Below are 20,951 nucleotides of genomic sequence, written 5' to 3'. Positions count from 1 at the left end.
AGTGCGCGGCAAACACCTTGGAAAAAGAGTGTGGTTGTGATACAATGCCCGGCCTGCGACCTTGAGGCGGCTACCCATTTATCTGTTGCCATTGTAGGGAGGGGTCTTGAACCCTCCGGGGCGGCATGAGGGCAGGCCGCCCTACAATCTCTGAGGAAACCGCGTGTCAACTTGCGGGGCGTAGGGGACGCCGCCCCTACAACTAGCGTGATACAGGGCAAAATGTTCGCTGTGCCAAATTTACTATCGGTTTCAGCTGTCTGATGTGCCGGACGGCTGTTTTTTTATACCCCTTGACAAATACGGTTAGTCTATGCTATCTTATGGCTGGTTAGAAGTAGCTAACCAAATGGTATCGCTTTGTCCCCTTCCGGGCATACTGTAAAAAGTATTTTATAGAGAAAGGACTTTGCATCATGAGCTATCTGGAAATTGAGAAAGTCATTGGCCGCGAGATCATCGACTCCCGCGGCAACCCCACCGTTGAGGCCGAGGTTTGGCTGGCGGACGGCACCATCGGCCGCGGCGCTGCCCCCAGCGGCGCTTCCACCGGCGAATTTGAGGCCCTGGAGCTGCGCGACGGCGATAAGAGCCGTTTCGGAGGCAAGGGCGTCAGCAAGGCCGTGGAGAACATCAACACCACCATCAACGAGGCCCTTGTCGGCATGGACGCCGCTGACATCTACGCCGTCGATGCCGCTATGCTGAAAGCCGACGGCACCAAGGATAAGTCCAACCTCGGCGCAAACGCCATCCTGGCCGTCTCCATCGCCGCGGCCCGCGCAGCCGCCATCTCTCTGGATGTGCCCCTGTACCGCTTCCTGGGCGGCGTGTCCGGCAATAAGCTGCCTGTGCCCATGATGAACATTTTGAACGGCGGCGCACACGCGGCCAACACCGTGGATGTGCAGGAATTCATGATCATGCCCGCCGGTGCCCCCAGCTTCAAAGAGGACCTGCGCTGGTGCACCGAGGTGTTCCACGCCTTGCAGGCACTGCTGAAGAGCAAGGGCTTGGCTACCTCCGTCGGTGACGAGGGCGGCTTTGCGCCTGATTTGGCCAGCGACGAGGAGGCCATCCAGTATATCCTCGAGGCTATCGAGAAGGCCGGTTACGTGCCCGGCAAGGACTTCGTCCTGGCTATGGATGCCGCCTCCAGCGAGTGGAAGGGCAGTAAGAAGGGCGAGTACAAGCTGCCCAAGTGCGGTAAGGTCTTTACCAGCGAGGAACTGGTCGAGCACTGGAAGCAGCTGGTCGAGAAGTATCCGATCTACTCCATCGAGGACGGCCTCGACGAGGAGGACTGGGAAGGCTGGCAGCACATGACCAAGGAGCTGGGCGGCAAGGTGCAGCTGGTTGGCGACGACTTGTTTGTCACCAACACCGAGCGCCTGTCCAAGGGAATTAGCCTGGGCTGCGGCAACTCCATCCTCATCAAGCTGAACCAGATCGGTTCTGTCTCTGAGACGCTGGAGGCCATCAAGATGGCCCACAAGGCCGGTTACACCGCCATTGCGTCCCACCGCTCCGGCGAGACCGAGGACACCACCATTGCCGACCTGGCCGTTGCGCTGAACACCTGCCAGATCAAGACCGGTGCCCCCAGCCGCAGTGAGCGCGTTGCCAAGTACAACCAGCTGCTCCGCATCGAGGAAGAGCTTGGCGGCGCTGCGCAGTACCCGGGATTTGGGGCGTTTAATATTAAAAAGTAAATAACAGGGAAAAATCTTCGGGCTCGACAAAAAGCGTGCGGTAGGGGCGGAGCAGAGCCCCGCCCCTACCGCATTTGTAGAAAAGATCGCGCGTTTTTGGCGCAAGAAGCTTTGTAAAATTTCTGTAATGTTGCCGAGACAACATACGCAAACCCTGATTTTTTGGTATAGTATCTTTGCTGGGTGGGAAAACCCGGCTGTCCATAACTTAAAAGAGGTGCATAATGACAGATTTCAAACAGTGGGAAGGCTTTGAAGGCCGCATTTGGAAAGAGGAAGTCAACACCCGTGACTTCATCCAGAAGAACTACACCCCTTATGACGGCGATGAGAGCTTCCTCGCCGGCCCGACCGACGCTACCAACAAGCTGTGGGGCGCTCTGCAGAAATTGCAGAAGGCCGAGCGCGCCAAGGGCGGCGTTCTGGACATGGAGACCGAAGTCGTCTCCGGTCTGACCGCCTACGGCCCCGGCTATATCGACCCCGAGCTGAAGGATCTGGAAAAGGTCGTCGGCCTGCAGACCGACAAGCCCCTAAAGCGCGCCTTCATGCCCTACGGCGGCATCAAGATGGCGGAGCAGGCCTGCACGACCTACGGCTACCAGCCCAGCGAAAAGCTGCACGAGATTTTCACCAAGTACACCCGCACCCATAACCAGGCTGTGTTTGATGCCTACACCCCCGAGATGAAGAAGGCACGCCACAGCCACATCGTCACCGGTCTGCCCGACACCTACGGCCGCGGCCGTATCGTCGGCGACTACCGCCGCGTAGCCCTGTACGGCATCGATTACCTCATCAAGGCCAAGCAGAACGACTTTGCCAACTGCGGCGACGGCACGATGACCGAGGAGGTCGTCCGCCAGCGCGAAGAAATTGCAATGCAGATTTCTGCCCTGAAAGGCATGAAGGAGATGGCTGCCGCCTACGGCTTCGACATCTCCCAGCCTGCTGCCAACGCCAAGGAGGCTGTCCAGTGGCTGTACTTCGGCTATCTGGCCGCCATCAAGACCCAGAACGGCGCGGCTATGTCCGTCGGCCGCGTGTCCACCTTCCTGGATATCTACATCCAGCGCGACCTCGACAACGGCACCCTGACCGAGACCGAGGCGCAGGAGCTGATCGACCATATGGTCATGAAGTTCCGTATGGTCAAGTTCGCCCGCATCCCCAGCTACAACCAGCTGTTCAGCGGCGACCCCGTCTGGGCGACCCTCGAGGTCGGCGGCATCGGCATGGATGGCCGCTCCATGGTCACGAAGAACGACTTCCGCTTCCTGCACACCCTCGAGAACATGGGCCCCGCCCCCGAGCCGAACATGACGGTGCTGTACTCCAGCGCCCTGCCCAAGACCTTCAAGGATTATGCGTCCAAGATCTCCATCGACACCTCCAGTGTCCAGTATGAGAACGATGATGTCATGAAGCCTGTCTGGGGCGATGACTATTCCATCTGCTGCTGCGTTTCCGCCACCCAGACCGGCAAGGAGATGCAGTTCTTCGGCGCCCGCGCGAACCTTGCCAAGTGCCTGCTGTATGCCATCAACGGCGGCGTCGATGAGAAACTCGGCGAGCAGGTCGGCCCCGCTTACGCGCCCATCACCGCTGAGTATCTCGACTACAATGAGGTCATGGCCAAGTACGATGTCATGATGGACTGGCTGGCTGGCCTGTACGTCAACATCCTGAACCTCATCCAGTATATGCACGACAAGTACTACTATGAGGCTGCCGAGATGGCCCTGATCGACACCGAGGTCCGCCGCACCTTCGCGACCGGTATCGCCGGCTTCAGCCATGTGGTCGATTCTCTGTCCGCCATCAAGTACGCCAAGGTCAAGTGCATCCGCAATGAGCAGGGCCTCGTCACCGATTACGAGATCGAGGGCGACTTCCCGAAGTACGGCAACGATGATGACCGCGCCGACGATATCGCCGTCGAGCTGCTGCGCAGCTTCCTCGAAAAGATCAAGCGCCGCCACACCTACCGCAACTCCGAGGCTACCACCTCGATCCTGACTATCACCTCCAATGTTGTCTACGGCAAGGCCACCGGTGCTATGCCCGACGGCCGCAAGGCGTACACTCCGTTTGCCCCCGGCGGCAACCCGAGTTACGGCGCCGAGACCCACGGCCTGCTGGCGTCCCTCAACTCCGTTGCCAAGCTGCCCTACCACTGGGCGCTGGACGGCATCTCCAACACCCAGACCATCAACCCTGATGCCCTGGGCCACAGCGAGGGCGAGCGTGTGAACAACCTGGTGCAGGTCATGGACGGCTACTTTGACCAGGGTGCCCACCACCTGAACGTCAACGTCTTTGGCACCGAGAAGCTGCTGGACGCCATGGAGCACCCCGAGAAGGAGGAGTACGCCAACTTCACCATCCGTGTTTCCGGCTACGCGGTCAAGTTCATCGACCTGACCAAGGAGCAGCAGCTGGATGTTATTGCGCGTACCTGCCATAAGGTCCTGTAATTTCCTGCGCTGAAAAAGGCCCGCAGCTGCGGCTGCGGGCCTTTTTGTGGTATACTGTGTTATACCACCCGGTAGGGGCCGGGCATGCCCGGCCCGCAGGTTTACGCAAGCTACCCGTTCACGTTTTACAGCACCCCTTTTCAAATTGCATTGTAGGGAGGGGTCTTGACCCCTCCGCGGCGGCCAGAGGGCTGGCCGCCCTACAAGCGCCCGCAAAAGGAATGCGTAGGGGAGGAATTTATCCCTCCCGGGACGTGTGCGGCAGCCGCGGGGCGTCGAGGACGCCGCCCCCTACCAATTCATTTTCCCAATAAACGGAGGCACACTTTATGTCCGAAACCTTAGGCTACATCCATTCCGTTGAGACCTTCGGCCTGGTCGATGGTCCCGGCGTGCGGTATATCATCTTCTTGCAGGGGTGCGCCATGCGCTGCCAATACTGCCATAACCCCGAGACATGGGCCTTTACCAAAGATACCGCCAAGACCCCGCAGGAGACCTTTACTGCCGCCTACCGCTACCGCAACTACTGGCGCAGCAACGGCGGCCTGACGATCAGCGGCGGCGAGCCGCTGCTGCAGATGGATTTTGTCAGCGAGGTGTTCCGCCTGGCCCACGCCAAAAAGGTGCAGACCGCGCTGGACACCAGCGCCCAGCCCTTTGCGCCTGACGACGCAGAGTGGATGGCTCGCTTTGATAAACTGCTGGAAAACACCGACCTTGTGATTCTCGACTTAAAAGAAATTGACGACGAAAAGCACAAGAAGCTGACCGGCCACAGCAACAAAAACATCCTGGCCATGGCGCAGTATGTGGCGGCCAGGGGCGTTGACCTCTGGATACGCCATGTGCTGGTACCCGGCCTGACAGACGATGCCGACGGCCTGCGCCAGCTGGATGCGTTTATCAAGGCGCTGCCCACCGTGCGCCGGGTGGAAATTCTGCCCTACCACACGCTGGGGCTGTTCAAGTGGCAGAATTTGGGGATTCCCTATCCGCTGGACGGCGTGCGCGTGCCCACGGCGGAGGAAATCGCTGCGGCGGAGCAGCTGCTGCACGTACAGGATTACCCCGATGCCCCGAAAAACTAATTTCTACAAAAATAGTGGGAATTATTTTTGAAAAACCCTTGACACCAGCGCTTCCATATGGTAAAGTATACTCGTGGTTAGGAACTGCTAACCATAACCAACCTCGAACCGTCAACCGGCTGTTTGCCTCTCCGGTACGGTTCCTGCCAATAACAGGCTGCGCCTCCGTTTTGGCGTTTTGCTCTGCGCCTTTTTAGCGGTCTGCTTATTGCGTTTTGCCCTCATCGTTCTCTGCTCCGGACGATGGGGGATTTTTTATTGGTGCACCCCCTTAGAGGGCGCAACAATAAAAAACAACCGCGTACAGCGGTTGTTCCGATGACCCCGCCCGCGAACGCGGGCAAGGAAAGGAGACGGCCCTGTAGGGGCCGGGCATGCCCGGCCCGCAAGCTTGCGCCAAATCCCTTTTTGCGGTTCGCATTGTAGGGGAGGGATTCATCCCTCCCGGGCACTTCCCGCCGCCGCAAACGGCCACGGCGGCCAGAGGACTGGCCACCCTACAACAAAAACGGCTTCCCCCCATGGGGAAGCCGTTTTCTATTTGCTGATCCTGTCGATTTCCGCCAATTCTTCGGTTGTAAACTTCATGTTCTGCACGGCCTTGATGTTATCCAAAATCTGCTGCGTCTTGGACGCGCCGATCAAAACGGTCGTGATCTCCTCGTGGCCCAGCAGCCAGGCCAGCGCCATTTCGGCCAGGGTCTGGCCGCGGGCGGCGGCGATCTCATTCAACGCGCGGATCTTTGCGATTTTCTCCGGCGTGATGTCCTTCTCCTTCAAAAAACGCCCGTCGGTGTGTACGCGGCTGTCGGCCGGGATGCCGTCCAGGTAGCGGTTCGTCAGCAAGCCCTGCGCCAGCGGGCTGAAGGTGATGATGCCCTTGTGCAGCTTCGCGGCGGTCTCTTTCAGCCCATTGTTTTCCACCGTGCGGTCGAAAATCGAATAGCGGTTCTGGTTGATGACGAACGGCACGTGCAGCTCGTCCAGAATGGCCGCTGCCTTTTCCAGTGTCGGGCCGTCGTAGTTGGACAGGCCCACATACAGCGCTTTGCCGCTGCGCACGGCCTGTGCCAGCGCACCCATTGTCTCTTCCAGCGGGGTGTTCGGATCCATACGGTGGTGGTAGAAAATGTCCACATAGTCCAGCCCCATGCGGCGCAGGCTTTGGTCAAGGCTGGCCAACAGGTACTTGCGGCTGCCCCAGTTGCCGTAGGGGCCGTCCCACATCTCGAACCCGGCTTTGGTGGAGATGATCAGCTCGTCGCGGTAGACGCCGAGGTCGTCCCGCAGAATTTTACCGAAATTCCGCTCGGCCGCGCCCGGCTCGGGGCCGTAGTTGTTGGCAAGGTCAAAATGGGTGATGCCGTTGTCGAACGCCGTGCGGCAGAGCGCGCGCATATTTTCGTAGGGTGCCGTGTCGCCAAAATTATGCCACAGCCCCAGCGAGACGGCGGGCAGCAGCAGGCCGCTATCGCCGCAGCGGCGGTAGGGCAGGACACAGTAACGGTTCTGGGATGCCTGATACATGGTAAAAACCCCCTTTTATACTCCTATTATAAAAGCAGAAAAACGGACACACAATGGCAAAGGTGTACAAAAAACTGCGTTAAAATTTGTAGGCTTGACATAAATCTGATTTCGGATTATAATAAAAATCCGAAATCGGATTTTGAAAAGAGGCGCCCTATGCAGGAGAAACAGCGGCAGGTATATGATCTGCTTGAAATAACGAACCGCCAGTTCAATGAGTGCAACGCCCTGTACCACGCGGTGGCGCAGCGGTGCGGCCTGTCGGACGCAGCGTTCTGGGTGCTGTATGCGCTGCGCACTACGCATGAGCCGCAGACCCAGAACCGTATGGCGGCAGAGTGGGGGCAGCCCAAGCAGACGCTGAACTCTGCCGTTGCCGCCATGGTGAAAAAGGGGCTGGTGGAGCTTTGCCCGGGAAATGGCGCGCACAGCGGTAAGATCGTGACCCTGACGGACGAGGGGCGTGCCCTGGCCGAGCGCACGGTGGAGCCGGTCATCGCAGCCGAGCAGCAGGCCATGACCCGTCAGGGTCTTGCTGAGGTCGAGCAGAACTGCCGACTGACCCAGCGGTATCTGGAATGCTTACGGCAGGAGTTTGAAAAAATTGCGCGGTAGGGGCCGGGTATGCCCGGCCCGCAGGCTGTCGAAAAACGCTTGTTGAGACGACCAATGGTCGCCCCTACAAGCGTGTTTACCGTAAAAACAGGAGCATTTATGTCAAAATCAAACCGGATCCAACTATCCGACCACTTTACCACCGGGCGGCTGCTGAAATTCACGGCATCGCCCATTATCATGATGATCTTTACCTCCATCTACACCATCGTGGATGGCTTCTTTGTCTCGAACTATGCGGGTAAAACGGCGTTTACAGCGCTGAACCTCATCTACCCGTATCTTCAGATGCTGGGCTGCCTCGGCTTTATGATCGGCACGGGCGGCAGCGCCCTTGTTGCCATGACGCTGGGCACCGGCGATGAGAAGCGCGCAAACCGGCTGTTCAGTATGCTGGTGGTGGCAACCGCCGTGCTGGGTGTGCTGTTCAGCGCTTTCGGCCTTGCGCTGTTGGAGCCTGTGGCCCTGCTGCTGGGCGCAACACCGGAGCTGCTGCCCAGCTGTCTGCTGTATGGCCGCATTCTGCTGACGTTCCAGACGGCGTTCATGCTGCAATACCTGTTCCAGAGCTTCTTTATTGCCGCGGAAAAGCCCAAGCTGGGCCTGTTCTTCACGGTGGCGGCGGGCGCGACCAACATGGTGCTGGACTTCGTCCTTGTAGGTGTGGCGGGGCTGGGCCTGGCCGGCGCGGCGGCGGCTACCGTCATCAGCCAGATGGTCGGCGGCGTGGCCCCCATCTTCTACTTTATCAAGCGACGCCCCGGCTGCCGCTTATATTTCACCAAGCCGCTGTTCAGTCTGCGGGAGCTGTTCAAGGCCTGCACAAACGGCGCGAGCGAGCTGATGACGAACATCTCCATGTCGCTGGTCAGCGCGCTGTATAACATCCAGCTGCTCAAGCTGTTTGGCGCGGACGGCGTTGCGGCCTACGGCGTGCTTATGTATGTGGGCTTTGTGTTCGCGGCGGTGTTCATCGGCTATGCGCAGGGCTGTGCGCCCATCGTCAGCTACCACTTTGGCGCGGACAATAAGGACGAACTGAAAAACCTGCTGCGCAAAAGTGCGGGCATCATTGCGGTGGCCGGGGTGGCGATGCTGGCTTCCAGTGAGCTGCTGGCAGGCCCCTTGGCAAAAATCTTTGTCGGCTACGATGCGGGCCTGCTGGCGCTGACGATACACGGCATGAAGCTGTATTCCATCAGCTTTATTCTGTCCGGGTTCAACATTTTCGGCTCGGCGTTCTTCACGGCGCTGAACAACGGCGCGGTGTCGGCGGCCATCAGCTTTTTGCGCACGCTGCTGTTCCAGATCGTGTCGATTTTGACCCTGCCGCTCCTCATCGGTGTGGACGGCATCTGGCTGGCTGTCGTGGCCGCCGAGGCCATGGCGCTGGTGTGTACGGCGGGGTTTATTGTGTGGGGACGCCGGAAATATGGGTATATGTAAAAAAGAGGACGCGAAAGCGTCCTCTTTTTTACGCCAAAAGGCTTCCCCCTCGGGACTGCGCCCGCAGGCGCGTGTCGAAGCGCAACCGCCGGAGGCGGCTCTTAGCGCGGAGACTGAAGCTGTCCGCGTAAGCGGACTGATGAGGGGCGAGCTTGCCTTTTTGCCCTTTTGCGGCTCAATAGCGGCAAACTCGCCCCTCATCCGGCCTTCGGCCACCTTCCCCCGAAGGGGGAAGGCTTGAGGCGTTACTCTTCCTCTTCTGCCTCCAAAATCTCCTGCGCGACCTCGCCGCGGCTGCGGCGGGTATCCATCGCGCCCTTCTCGATGAGGCGGTGGGCCTCGGTCTCGGTCATGCCCTTTTTCTCGATCAGATAGCACTTTGCGCGGTCAACGAGCCGCAGCTGGGCGATCTTATCCAGCAGCTTGGCGTTCTCGGTGCGCAGCACGGCCAAACGCTTGTAGTTGCTGGCGGCGATCTGTACGGCCTGCCGGAACTGGATCGCCGTGAACGGCTTGCCCAGCACCAGCACGCCGAAATCCTGCAATTTGTCGGCGATCTGCTCGGCAGTGCCGGTCTTGGCCAGCAGAATGACGCCGGCGTCGGTCTTTTGCACCGCGTCGGTGCCCAGCTCATGGCCGAACTCGTCAGGCAGGGGCGTATTGATGATGATGACCTCATAGTCGTTTGTGTCCATGCGGCGGCGTGCCTCACCGCCGCTGGCAACGATCGTGGGGCGGGTGTAGCCCAGTTCCCCGATATGCCGCGCTAAATATTCATTGGCGTTGTTCCCGGCCGAAACGATCAATGCTTTGGCCATGGGCCGCCCTCCCTTCCTGATAAATTTTTGTGCCTGCCGTGTGCGGGCGGCGGAAAATTTCCGGGTGGGTCGCAGGGTCAAATAATCAGGAAGCTATGCGCTCTTTCCCAGCTGTCGGTGTCGGGAGCGGATTCGGCGTCGTGGCAGAGCTGGGTCTGGTACTCAAAGTATTTATTTTGCAGCGCGACCGGCAGCTCGGCGCTGATAAACTCGCTCTGGCCTGCTACGGTGATGGCCTCGCGCAGGGTGTGGGGCAGACTTTCCAGACCGGCAGCAGCGCTGGGGTGGAACAGGTTGCGGTTCACGGCCTCAGGCAGGGGCAGCTTGCGCTGGATGCCGTCCAGGCCGGCTGCCAGAATCAGCCCGATGACCAGATACGGGTTGCCCGCAGGGTCCGGGCCGCGCAGCTCCACGCGGCAGAACTCGCCGTGGGCGCTGGGCAGCCGCACCAGCTGGCTGCGGTTCTGGCGGCTCCAGCTCACGTAGAGCGGGGCCTCGTTGGCACCCAGCCGCGCGTAGGAGTTGGGAACCGGGTTGCAGAAGGCCGTCAGCTCCCGTGCGTGGGCAAGGATGCCCGCCACAAAATGCCCGGCCTCGCTGTCGGGGGTGAAATCACCGTCAAACAGGTTCTTGCCGTCCCGCAGCAGCGAGACATTGACGTGGAGGCCGCTGCCCGGCTGGTTGGCAAGGGGCTTGGGCATAAAGCTGGCAAACAGGCCGTTGCGGGCCGCAATGGCTTTGACCGTGCTCTTGAAAGTATTCAGATTATCGGCGGATTTCAGCGCCGTGGTGTAGCGGAAGCAGACCTCGTTCTGGCCGTGGCCGCTCTCGTGGTGGCTGTGCTCGGGATGCAGGCCCATTTCCTCGATGGCAAAGCAGATCTCCCGGCGGATGTTCTCGCCCTTGTCCAGCGGCGGAATGTCAAAATAGCCGCCCATATCCAGCGGGATGCGGGTGGGGTTGCCGTTCTCGTCCGTCTCAAACAGATAGAACTCGCACTCGCAGCCCACATTGCAGGTCAGGCCCATGGCGCGGGCGCGCTTGACGACGGATTGCAGGTAGCCGCGGCAGTTGCCCTCGAACGGTTTGCCGTTGGGCAGCGTGATATCGCAGTACATACGGATGACGCGGCCCTCGGTAGGCCGCCAGGGCAGCACGGTGGCGGTGTCAGGGTCGGGCCAGAGCACCAGGTCGCTCTCTTCCACGTTCATGAACCCGGCGATGGACGAGCCGTCGAAGCTGACGCCCTCGGCAAAAGCGCGGGGCAGCTCACTGGCGAAGAGGGAGACATTTTTCTGGTTGCCGAAGATATCGCAGAACGTCAGTTTGGCAAACTTGACGTCGTTGTCCTCAACAAAATTGAGAATGTCCTGTGCGGTGCGTTTCATAGGGAACCTCCTGTAAAAGCCTTCCCCCAAGGGGGAAGCCACACATACTCGAAAGGCCCACCTTGTGCGAGGCGGGCCTTCCGAGCTGGTGTAAGAAATAGGAAAAGGAGAATGGCGATTGTAAAATGCGGTAGGAACCGCGATTGGTCGTAGGGGCGGATGCTTGCCATCCGCCCGCGGGGGTGCGGGCCGATGCCTGGCATCGACCCCTACAACATGAGGGTGACGGTTAAATTACTCCGTATAGAACAGCATACGAGAGTAGCAGGGCAGCGGCCAGTAGTCCTCGTCGACCAGGCTCTCGGCCTCGTCGGCGGCGGCACGCAGGGCGTCCATAGCGGGAATGACCTCGTCGTGGAAGGCGTGTGCCTTGGCGGCCTCGTCGTCCATGGCGCTGACCTTGTCGGTGACTTCGGTCAGGGTATCGGCAGCGTCGGACATTTCGTCAGTGTACTTGCTCAGGCGGGTCAGGACCTTCGTCTCGGCCTTGGTGGAGATACCCTCGACTGCGGCGGTCTTGGCAGCAGCGCTGGATGCGACCTCCCCCATGTAAGCGGTGGCGGCGGGGATCAGCTGCTTGTTGGCGATCTTGAGCATCGTGCGGGCCTCGATGTTGAGGATCTTGGAGTAATGCTCCATCTCGACCTCGTAGCGGCTCAGCATCTCGGTCTTGGTCAGGACGCCGAACTCCTCCATCAGGGCGATGTTCTTGTCGTCCTTCAGGGCAATCATAGCATCGGGGGTGCACTTGCGGTTCGGCAGGCCGCGGCGCTCAGCCTCCTGCTCCCACGCATCGCTGTAGCCGTTGCCGTTGAAGATGACGCGGCGGTGGGCGTTCAGCGTTTTCTTGACCCAGGCGGCGGCAGCGCACTCAAAATCGGCGGCGTCGGCGGTCTCGGCCACGAACTCCTTCAGGCTCTTGGCCACGGCGGTGTTCAGGATGGTGTTCGCGTCGGACAGGTTCTCGGCAGAGCCGGGCATACGGAACTCAAACTTGTTGCCGGTGAAAGCGAACGGAGAAGTACGGTTGCGGTCGGTGGTATCCTTGCTGAACTTGGGCAGGACGTCAACACCCAGATCCATCTTCATCTTGATCGGGCCCGCATAGGGGGAGTCGGTGCAGATGGCATCAATGACAGCTTCCAGCTCCTCACCGACGAAGATAGAGATGATGGCCGGGGGTGCCTCGTTAGCACCCAGGCGGTGGTCGTTGCCCGGGGTGGCGACGGAGGTGCGCAGCAGGTCGGCGTAGTCGTCAACAGCCTTGATGACCGCGGTCAGGAACACCATGAACTGCAGGTTCTCCATCGGGGTGTCGCCGGGATCCAGCAGGTTCTCGTGCTTGGTGCTGATGGACCAGTTGTTGTGCTTACCGCTGCCGTTGACGCCCTCGAAAGGCTTCTCGTGCTGCAGACAGACCAGGCCGTGCTTGTCGGCAATCTTCTTCATCATCTCCATCGTCAGCAGGTTGTGATCGATGGCGACGTTGGTGGTGTCGTAGATGGGGGCCAGCTCATGCTGACAGGGGGCAACCTCATTGTGCTTGGTCTTGGCGGGGATGCCCAGCTTCCACAGCTCCTCGTCCAACTCCTTCATAAAGCCGGAGACGATGGGGCGGATGGTGCCGAAGTAGTGCTCCTCCAGTTCCTGGCCCTTGGAGGGGGCGGAACCGAACAGCGTGCGGCCGCAGAGCACCAGGTCAAGGCGCTTCTCGTAGTCTTCCTTCTTAATAAGGAAGTACTCCTGCTCGGGGCCGACGGTGGTGGCCACGCGGTCAACATCCTTGCCGAACAGATGCAGCACCTTGCAGGCCTGGTCGGAGATGGCCTGCATCGAGCGCAGCAGCGGGGTCTTTTTGTCCAGAGCCTCGCCGGTGTAGGAGCAGAACGCTGTGGGAATGCAGAGCGTGTCGTCTTTCACGAAAGCGTAGCTGGTGGGATCCCAGGCGGTATAGCCGCGGGCCTCGGCGGTGGCGCGCAGGCCGCCAGAGGGGAAGGAAGAAGCATCCGGCTCGCCCTTGATCAGCTCTTTGCCGGAGAACTCCATGATGGCAGTGCCGTCCGGCTGGGGGCTGACAAAGCCGTCGTGCTTCTCACTGGTGATGCCGGTCAGGGGCTGGAACCAGTGGGTGTAATGGGTCGCGCCCTGCTCAATGGCCCAGCGCTTCATGACGCTGGCCACGACATTGGCGACCTCAAGGTCAAGCGGCTGACCCTTTTCAATCGTCGCTTTCAGACTCTTGTAGGTCGAGCTAGGCAGACGCTCGCGCATCTCATGCTCGTTGAAGACTTTGCTGCCGTAAAGTTCCATAACGGTTGCTGCCATACTTCTTACTCCTTTATTTCCTCTATTTACAGAAAAAGGACGCTGCGAAAACACATTCGCAGCGCCCTTGCTGTTATGCCTCTATTATACGGGGTAAGCCCGCAAAATGCAAGTGGCAATTTGACGAAAGAAAGGCGAAATTTTTTGTGGAAAACTGGCAGGATTGTGAGGTGCGTGCGGCGGACGGAATGTGGTATAATTTCAGATAAGGTATAAAAGATAGCAGGGGAGGGATTCATCCCTCCCGTGGACCTTATGGCAGCGGGAACTTTGCGGGTGGATATGGAATCCGCCCCTACGCGCAGCGCCGTAGGGGCCGGGCATGCCCGGCCCGCTGCTGTACGGCATTGCAGCGATAACGGATAGGTTGAGGGCCGGACATGTCCGGCCCCTACAGGGGAGGCAAGGATCAACATGGAAATCGAACGCAAATGGATGGTCGTTGGCTGGCCGGAAGGGCTGGAACAGACCGAAGTGTATAAAATGGATCAAGGCTACATCAGCGTGCGGCCCACGGTGCGCATCCGGCGCGAGGCTTTGCAGGGCGGGCGCACGGCGCTGGTGCTCTGCTTTAAAGGTGCGGGCGGTTTGAGCCGGGAGGAAATCGAAACGGAAATCAATGCCGAACTGTTCGCCAAGCTCGAACATTTAATAGGTAAGCCGCTCATCCACAAGGAGCGCCGCGGCTATCGGCTGCCCGGCGGGCTGACGCTGGAAGTCAACTGCGTGGATCCCGACCTGCCCACCGCCTTCTGGTATGCCGAGGTCGAGTACGAAACCGAAGCCCAGGCCCTCGCCTGGGACCCGGCTACCTGCGGCCTGGCCGACTACCTCCACGATGAATGCACCGGCAAACCCGGCAGCAGCATGGGAGAATACTGGCTCAAGACGCGGGGGGAAGAGCCTGCCCCCAAAGGGGAAGGCAGGAATTTTTAATTTGTAAAATCTCCCCGCCTACCTTTACAAATGCCCCCAAAACGGATACAATAAGAAATAACTACTAAACCGATACGGAAACCCGAAAAGGAGCTATGGAATGAAACGTCTTCTGCTTGTGATCGCGACGCTGCTCTCCCTGACTGTGCTGCTGGCAGCCTGCAAAAAGAGCGACGATACCTCCTCTGCAGCCACCAACCCGGGCAGCACCCCTGCCCAGGTCGAGGCGACCCCCGCGCCCACCGAACTGCCCCCCTATGAGGCCAACGTCCTGACCGGCGAGCCGAAGGGGGCCGACTACCCCGAAGGCCAGCGCATCACGGCGGTCATGGTCAACAACATCGTGGCGGCCCGCCCCCAGCGCGGCCTGTCCAAAGCCGACATCCTGTTTGAAATCAAGGTCGAGGGCGGCATCACCCGCTTTATGCCGGTCTTTACCGATTATAAGACCATCGGCGAAATTGGCCCGGTCCGTTCCGGCCGTGACCAGTTCTTCCGTCTCATCCTGCCCTGGCAGGCACTGTATATCCATGAAGGCCAGTCCGTCGTCATGCAGCAGTACGGCATCGACTACGATTACGGCAAGCTGAACAACAACGACGGCGCCAACGGCTACCGCGACTATGGCCGCGTGAACTGGGCCGGCAAGAGCTACAACGCCGGCACGCTGGCGCTGGAGCACACGATGTACACGAACTCCGACAACATCGCGAATTATATCACCAGCCAGAACGTGGATATGAACCGCACCTACAATTCCACCTTCTTCAACTTTGTGGACTACCGCCTGGGCACCACCCGCGACCTGTCCAACAGCCTGGACAGCGCTTACAGCGATAAGTACGGCCCGGTCGTCTCCGACGGTCAGTATATCGAGATCGTCCACAGCCAGTCCTACAAGACCCGCTTCATCTACGACGAGAGCACCAACCAGTACAAGATGCAGCAGAACTACTCCGACGGTCAGTGGCGCGATACCGTCGACGAGGCTGCCGACAACCAGGTGCTGACCTTCCCCAACGTCATCGTGCTCTACACCGATATCCACGTTTACCCCGGCCACGAGGCCAAGGATCTGCAGTATGCTGAGTACGCCTGGGGCGGCGTTGGCTACTACTGCTACGGCGGCAAGTGCGAGAAGATCTACTGGCAGAAGGGCACCCCGCTGGAGGCTCTGCGCCTGTACTACCTGAACGAGGACGGCACCTGCAGCGATACCCCGCTGGAGATCAACACCGGCAAGAGCTATGTGGCCGTGACCGACGTTGACTTTGCCGAGAACTTTGTCCACAGCAGCCTGGATGGTGTGGACCTGTCCAGCGCTACCACCGTCACTTACGAGCGCAGCTACGTCGAGGACGACGCCAAGGCCGGTGAGACGCTGGGCTCTTCCACCGACGACCTGACTGCAGCTGCCACCGGCAGCGGCGAGGCTGAGACCGTCACCGAGGCACCCGCCCAGGAGACCACCGCGAACGAGACCCCTGCCCAGGAGGAAGCCCCTGTGGAAGAGGCACCCGCCGAAGAGGCCCCGGCTGAGGAAACCCCCGTGGAGAACACTGAGGCCCCCGCAGAGGAAAACAACGTAGGCTAAACAGGTCTAACCCGACAACGTGGCTCGCCCGGCGGCGGGCCGCGTTGTTTTTGTGAAAGAGGTTTTGTATGAGAAAATTGCAGGCATTGGGCGGCGCGGCGGCTTTGCTGGCCGCACTGTTGCTGGGCGGCTGCAGCCAGACGGCTGTGCCTGCCACGCCTGAACAGGCGGCCACCGCCGCCCCCGAAGCCACGGCGGAACCCGCCCCGGCTCCCAGCACCAACCCGCTGACCGGCCTGGACGACGGCGACTACACCGGCAAGCGCCCGGTGGCCGTGACGCTGCGCACGCTGGACGGCGCACAGCCTCAGTGGGGCGTTGCCTCCGCGGATGTGCTGGTCGAGGGCGTGACCGAGGGCAGCACCGCAGGACTGACCGCTATTTTTGCCGATGTGGACAGCATCAGCAAAGTCGGCCCGGTCGGGGCGGGGCGCGACCTGTTTTTGCAGGTGGCCCTGCCGCTGAACGCTGTGCCGGTGTCCATCGACAAGAACATTTACGCCTCCAACCTGCTGAACACGCTGGGCTATCAGGACCTGGATGGCTACCACATCGGCAAGGCAGCCTTCGCCTTTGACCAGGGCCGCCAGGACGCAGGCTACCGCGAGGAAAACTGCTGGTATACCACCGGTGAGTTGATCCGCACCGGCCTGACGAACTACGGCGCATCGGCTGAGGGCGACAACACGCCGCTGTTCCGCTTTGGCACCCGGCCCGAAGTCAGCCCCGAGAACCGCAACGGCATGAACCTGACCGTTACCTTTTCCAAGACCGACAGCGAACAGCTGAACTACAACACCGGCACCGGCCTGTATGAGAAGCTGAACGCAGACGGCAGCCCGATGACCGACGCCGACAACGGCCAACAGGTGGGCTTTACCAACGTGTTCGTGCTCTACGCGTCCAGCGGCATCAAGGACGACGGCTACACCCGCCAGTACGATATGACCGGCGGCACCGGCCTGTACTTGCAGGGCGGCGCGTGGGAGCAGATCAACTGGACGAAAGAGGATGCCACCGGGCCGTTCACTCTGACGGATGCCGACGGTGCGCCGCTGACTGTGGCCCCCGGCAAGAGCTTTATCGCTATCTGGGGCGGCTACTACGGTCAGGGCCTGACCCTGACCGCCGCCGACGGCAGCGAGCAGACTCTGCCGGAAAAGCCCATTCTGCTGGAAAGCGGTGTCTCCGATGAGGCTGCCGCAGCCGCCGAGGAAGAACTGAGCGCGGCACAGCGGATCATCGACGCACAGGCTGCCGTGGATCAGGCCAAGGCTGATCTGGCCGACGCGCTGGACGAATTGCAGGAGGCTCAGGCTGCCTGCGATGCCGACAGTGAGAATGCCGACCTGTTGGCTGCCCGCGACGCTGTTCAGGCCAAAATCGACGAGCTGAATCAGACCATCGCTGACAATCAGGCTATCCTCGACGCCGCCGCACCGGAGGAAACCCCGGCCCCCGAGGAAGAACAACCGGCAGAATCGGGATCCGAGTCCGAGAACCCGGCAGAATAAAAACGACTTGCAGGGGCGGATGCCTGCATCCGCCCGCGGGGCGTCGAGGACGCCGCCCCCTGCAATAAAAAAGCACCTGCTTACCATAAGCAGGTGCTTTTTTGTTTGGAATTTCTGCTTCCTTCTTTGTAAAGAAGGAACAAAACCCCGCATTATTCCATCCCGTCCAGATACCCGTGAGGTACGACGTCGTACGCCTCGGCCAGATGATCACGCATCCACATTTCGGCGTCCAGCCGCACACTGTACCCCGCGCCCGGGTCGGTCATCCACTCCTCCGGCTTGCGGAAAGGCAGCGCGTGCTGGGACAGCATATTCATGATAACGCCGCCGTGGGTCACACAGGCGGCCTCCTCGGTATGGGTGCGCAGCATGTACTCAAACATCTTCATCAGCATCGAGGACGTGCGGTTGAAAAACATCTGCCGGTCCTCGGCACCTTCAGGCACCGTGCGGCTCGTCGGGTCCATCCACTGGGCAAACTCCGGGTCCTTTACCAACTCCTGCACGGCACGGCCCTCAAACTTGCCAAAGGCCATCTCGCGCAGGTCGTCCAGCTCGATCTGCCGCACGCCCGGGAACAAAATCTCCGCCGTCTCGGTGGCGCGCCTCATCGGACTGGTGAACACCAGCGGCACCTGGGGGTAATCAAAATCCTTCACCAGCGTTTTCAGCTGGGCGCGGCCCTCATCGCACAGAGGCAGGTCGCTGCCGCTGCCAATGTACAGCCCCTGTAAATTGCCCGCCGTCAGGCCGTGACGGATCAAATGCAGTTTGTAATATTTCACTATGCAGCTCTCACTTTCGTAAATGTCTACCTATCAGCATACCCTAAAATCGTGTCCTGCGCAACTATAAAATGTTACAATTTGGTTACAGCCGACGCCGGCTGCGCCCAACTGCCAAAATTTGCCCACAATATTTATAGCTGTACTCGCTGTATAATGACTAGATGTGGGAAAAGTCCTGCACTTCGGCGCTTTGACGGCTTTTTCAGCGAAAAATCTGTCGAATTTTCGGGTTTACAAAGCGTTTTCCACCCGCTATAATATACAGCGTGTAGAAAACATAGCAGGGGCATACTGCGGCCCGGTGCAAGCCGGCAATGCCCCGGAACAGGATAGATCATGGGGATCGAATTTAATCGGATCATCACGCTGCTGCGCAAAGAGCGCGGCATCACCCAAAAGCAGGCGGCGCAGGACCTTGGCATCAGCCAGGCTCAGCTTTCCCATTATGAAAAAGGCATCCGCGAGTGCGGCCTGGCCTTCGTGGTGCAGGTGGCGGACTACTACGACGTCAGCTGTGACTACCTGCTGGGCCGCAGTGCCGAGCGCAGCGGCCAGACCATCAACGTGGACGACCTGCCCGAGGGCAACACCGCCACCGGCGGCAGCGTCTACCGAGGCAGTGTCCTGCCCACAATGTACAAAAAATTGATCGAAAATTCGTTAGATATCCTCTACGATAAACTGCAGGAGAGCAAGGACAAGCAGCTGGTCGTGGGCGTCAGCAACTACCTGATGCTGGCTGTCTACAAGATGTTCCGCCAGATGTACGAGGCATCGCCGAAAAATATCAGTGGTATGTTCCGCGTCGGCTCGGCCCGCTGGAACAGCAGCGCCGACGCCGCCATGCACATGGCCGAGGGCGACCTGGCGGCCACCCTGACCGGCGAGGACGGCACGAAGGACAGCCTGGAACCTGCCACCCTGGCCCTGAGCACCGACCAGCTGGCCCGGGACTACCCACGCCACGCCACCAGCCTGTTCAACCTCGTCAAAAACGCCGAGGAATCTATGCGCGGGCTGAAAAAGGGAGAATGAAGCCGTTGCCTCATAGAAAATGTAGGAGGCGAACATGGCTCGCCCGCCAACAAAACGGACACAAAAAATAAGCAGAGCATCCAACGCGGATGCCCTGCTTTACTTTTTATCGAGGCCTTATTTCCCCAGTGCCTTGCGGCAGGCCGGGCAAATATACTTCCCGTGCAGCAAAACTGCGTCGGGCGAAATCTCGCCGCAGAATACACAGGCGCCTTGGGCACGGTACTTGCGCAGCACAATGGATTCCCCATCGGTGAAAATCTCCAGCGGGGTGTCGGGCGTGATGCTGTAGGTGTTGCGCAGCTCCTTGGGTAATACCACGCGCCCCAGGTTGTCAATACTGCGGACGATGCCGGTAGAAATCATCTTTCTAACCTCCTATTTTACGTTTCGACATAACAAATGCCGAAAAACGGTGTCCGTTCCTGTCGTACAGTCGGACTTGTTGTCTCTATTATACGAGCTATTGGAAACATTGTCAATATTTGGAAGAAAACAAAAATGAGGATATTTCGTGAATTTTTGTTATCCACACGAATAGGCAATAGCGTTTGTTGCGCAGTCAATGCGTTTTGTAACAAATTTGACACAGACAGGATATTTGTTAAATTGGATAGGAGATAACAAAAGGCGATGCGCTCCGAAAAGCGCATCGCCTTACCTTATTATACAAGAATGCCGTTGCAGTGGTCGACCTCGTGCTGGATGATTTGCGCCGTCCAGCCGGTAAAATTCTTTACGTGGGTCTGCATGGTGCGGTCCTGCCACTGCACTTTGATGGTGCGGTGGCGCTTGGTCTTGCGCTGCCCTTGCAGGGACAGGCAGCCTTCCTCAGCCAGGTACAGCCCCTTGCGGTAGAGGATGACCGGGTTGAACATTTCAAGGGGTGTGCCGTCGTTGTCGAACACGATGATGGCTTTGTTCACGCCAATCATGTTGGCGGCCATGCCGACACAGCCGTCCTCGTGGGCTTTCAGCGTGTCGAGCAAATCATCGGCAACAGCAACATCCCCGGCGTCAGCGGGCTGGGCCTTCTGCGCCAGGAAAACGGTATTGGTCATAAGCGGTCGAACCATGGGGGAAACCTCCTGCGTGTGCTATTTTATAGTAGTATACCGCAGGCAGAGTACGCTGTAAAGCTCAATAGGGCAGCGGCCCCAGATACCCGCCCGCCGCGCGGCATTGGTGCAGCACGGTGCGGCAGGATTCATCAGCGCGGCGTAAGTACTCCTTCTTGCGAGCCAGGTCGCGGCGCTGGGCCTCTTGCATCGCGCGGAAATGCGGGCAGGACTTGTGGCAACCGGGGCAATAGGCATGACAGCCTTTTTGACAAGGCAGCATAGAGAACACGCTCCTTTCGGCAGATCAGGCAACAGAATGGGAATAACTGGCACAAGATATAGTGGGAAAGAACCGTTCTTATGCTTATAGTATACACCATAAGCTTTGTCACATCAAGGGGAAACGTGTAAGTGTTTTGTAAAGAATTGTGCGTGACCACACAGCCTTCAAAAAAATTAAAAAACTTTTAAAAACCCTATTGACATTTTTGGTTGGACAGGCTATAATATACAAGCTGTCACGGAGACGCGACAGCACAGCAGGACCTTGAAAATTGAACAAAACTGAAACTTGTGGAACCTTGAACGTGGGTTTGGAAACCTACGATAATCAATTCC

The 20,951-nt window shown here is 59.2% G+C and carries 17 protein-coding genes; 9 read left to right on the top strand and 8 right to left on the bottom strand.

Annotated elements, in window-relative coordinates; genetic code table 11:
- Nucleotides 1-416 precede the first annotated feature (416 nt).
- The 3 genes from eno (at nt 417) to pflA (ending at nt 5,280) form a co-directional block, all read left to right on the top strand.
- The gene (eno, locus tag GPK89_RS10660; RefSeq protein ID WP_215692990.1) at nt 417-1,712 is read left to right on the top strand and encodes a phosphopyruvate hydratase; all 1,296 of its coding nucleotides are present in this window, start codon (nt 417-419) and stop codon (nt 1,710-1,712) included.
- Nucleotides 1,713-1,936: 224 nt separating this feature from the next.
- The gene (gene pflB, locus GPK89_RS10655; protein ID WP_215692988.1) at nt 1,937-4,189 is read left to right on the top strand and encodes a formate C-acetyltransferase; all 2,253 of its coding nucleotides are present in this window, start codon (nt 1,937-1,939) and stop codon (nt 4,187-4,189) included.
- A gap of 329 nt (nt 4,190-4,518) precedes the next feature.
- Nucleotides 4,519-5,280, top strand: coding sequence for a pyruvate formate-lyase-activating protein (gene pflA, locus GPK89_RS10650; protein ID WP_215692986.1), 762 nt, complete (start codon nt 4,519-4,521; stop codon nt 5,278-5,280).
- Between the two features lie 537 nt (nt 5,281-5,817).
- On the opposite strand, the gene GPK89_RS10645 is transcribed toward pflA, so the two are convergent.
- A complete protein-coding gene (locus GPK89_RS10645) occupies nt 5,818-6,807 on the bottom strand; it encodes an aldo/keto reductase (protein ID WP_215692984.1) in 990 nt (329 codons plus the stop codon).
- Nucleotides 6,808-6,966: 159 nt separating this feature from the next.
- Between GPK89_RS10645 and GPK89_RS10640 the strand changes: the two genes are divergently transcribed.
- Nucleotides 6,967-7,425: a MarR family winged helix-turn-helix transcriptional regulator gene (locus tag GPK89_RS10640; RefSeq protein ID WP_215692982.1), complete on the top strand. Its 459-nt coding sequence runs from the start codon at nt 6,967-6,969 to the stop codon at nt 7,423-7,425.
- Nucleotides 7,426-7,524: 99 nt separating this feature from the next.
- Nucleotides 7,525-8,871, top strand: a complete 1,347-nt coding sequence (locus GPK89_RS10635) for an MATE family efflux transporter (protein WP_215692980.1) — start codon at nt 7,525-7,527, stop codon at nt 8,869-8,871.
- A gap of 245 nt (nt 8,872-9,116) precedes the next feature.
- Here the strand turns inward: GPK89_RS10635 and GPK89_RS10630 are convergent, their stop codons facing one another.
- From GPK89_RS10630 to GPK89_RS10620, 3 genes are all read right to left on the bottom strand, one after another.
- On the bottom strand, nt 9,117-9,689 hold the full coding sequence (locus tag GPK89_RS10630) for an ANTAR domain-containing response regulator (RefSeq protein WP_215692978.1): 573 nt from the start codon (nt 9,687-9,689) through the stop codon (nt 9,117-9,119).
- A gap of 77 nt (nt 9,690-9,766) precedes the next feature.
- The gene (locus tag GPK89_RS10625) at nt 9,767-11,077 is read right to left on the bottom strand and encodes a glutamine synthetase family protein (RefSeq protein ID WP_215692976.1); all 1,311 of its coding nucleotides are present in this window, start codon (nt 11,075-11,077) and stop codon (nt 9,767-9,769) included.
- Nucleotides 11,078-11,311: 234 nt separating this feature from the next.
- On the bottom strand, nt 11,312-13,402 hold the full coding sequence (locus GPK89_RS10620) for a glutamine synthetase III (RefSeq protein WP_215692975.1): 2,091 nt from the start codon (nt 13,400-13,402) through the stop codon (nt 11,312-11,314).
- Nucleotides 13,403-13,816: 414 nt separating this feature from the next.
- On the opposite strand from GPK89_RS10620, the gene GPK89_RS10615 reads away from it, so the two are divergent.
- The 3 genes from GPK89_RS10615 to GPK89_RS10605 all read left to right on the top strand — a co-directional run bounded on the left by GPK89_RS10615 (nt 13,817) and on the right by GPK89_RS10605 (nt 17,446).
- Entirely contained in the window at nt 13,817-14,338 is a 522-nt protein-coding gene (locus tag GPK89_RS10615) for a hypothetical protein (RefSeq protein WP_215692973.1), read from the top strand.
- 100 nt (nt 14,339-14,438) lie between these two features.
- Nucleotides 14,439-15,932, top strand: coding sequence for a DUF3048 domain-containing protein (locus GPK89_RS10610; RefSeq protein ID WP_215692971.1), 1,494 nt, complete (start codon nt 14,439-14,441; stop codon nt 15,930-15,932).
- Nucleotides 15,933-16,000: 68 nt separating this feature from the next.
- On the top strand, nt 16,001-17,446 hold the full coding sequence (locus tag GPK89_RS10605) for a DUF3048 C-terminal domain-containing protein (RefSeq protein ID WP_215692969.1): 1,446 nt from the start codon (nt 16,001-16,003) through the stop codon (nt 17,444-17,446).
- 152 nt (nt 17,447-17,598) lie between these two features.
- On the opposite strand, the gene GPK89_RS10600 is transcribed toward GPK89_RS10605, so the two are convergent.
- Nucleotides 17,599-18,234 (bottom strand): histidine phosphatase family protein, encoded by a 636-nt coding sequence (locus GPK89_RS10600; protein WP_215692967.1) that lies wholly within the window; start codon nt 18,232-18,234, stop codon nt 17,599-17,601.
- A 339-nt stretch (nt 18,235-18,573) separates the two neighbouring features.
- Between GPK89_RS10600 and GPK89_RS10595 the strand changes: the two genes are divergently transcribed.
- A complete protein-coding gene (locus GPK89_RS10595) occupies nt 18,574-19,272 on the top strand; it encodes a helix-turn-helix domain-containing protein (protein WP_215692965.1) in 699 nt (232 codons plus the stop codon).
- A gap of 117 nt (nt 19,273-19,389) precedes the next feature.
- Here GPK89_RS10595 and GPK89_RS10590 read toward each other — a convergent pair whose 3' ends face one another.
- The 3 genes from GPK89_RS10590 to GPK89_RS10580 all read right to left on the bottom strand — a co-directional run bounded on the left by GPK89_RS10590 (nt 19,390) and on the right by GPK89_RS10580 (nt 20,613).
- A complete protein-coding gene (locus GPK89_RS10590) occupies nt 19,390-19,638 on the bottom strand; it encodes an AbrB/MazE/SpoVT family DNA-binding domain-containing protein (protein WP_215692963.1) in 249 nt (82 codons plus the stop codon).
- Between the two features lie 299 nt (nt 19,639-19,937).
- Nucleotides 19,938-20,348: a peptide deformylase gene (locus GPK89_RS10585; RefSeq protein WP_215692961.1), complete on the bottom strand. Its 411-nt coding sequence runs from the start codon at nt 20,346-20,348 to the stop codon at nt 19,938-19,940.
- 64 nt (nt 20,349-20,412) lie between these two features.
- Complete coding sequence (locus GPK89_RS10580) at nt 20,413-20,613, bottom strand: hypothetical protein (RefSeq protein WP_215692959.1); 201 nt, start codon at nt 20,611-20,613, stop codon at nt 20,413-20,415.
- Nucleotides 20,614-20,951: the final 338 nt, after the last annotated feature.

The organism is Gemmiger formicilis, assembly GCF_018784445.1.
Classification (GTDB): Bacteria; Bacillota; Clostridia; order Oscillospirales; family Ruminococcaceae; genus Gemmiger.
The sequence above is the reverse complement of the archived record's forward strand: the minus strand, read 5'-3'. Positions and strand labels throughout refer to the sequence as shown.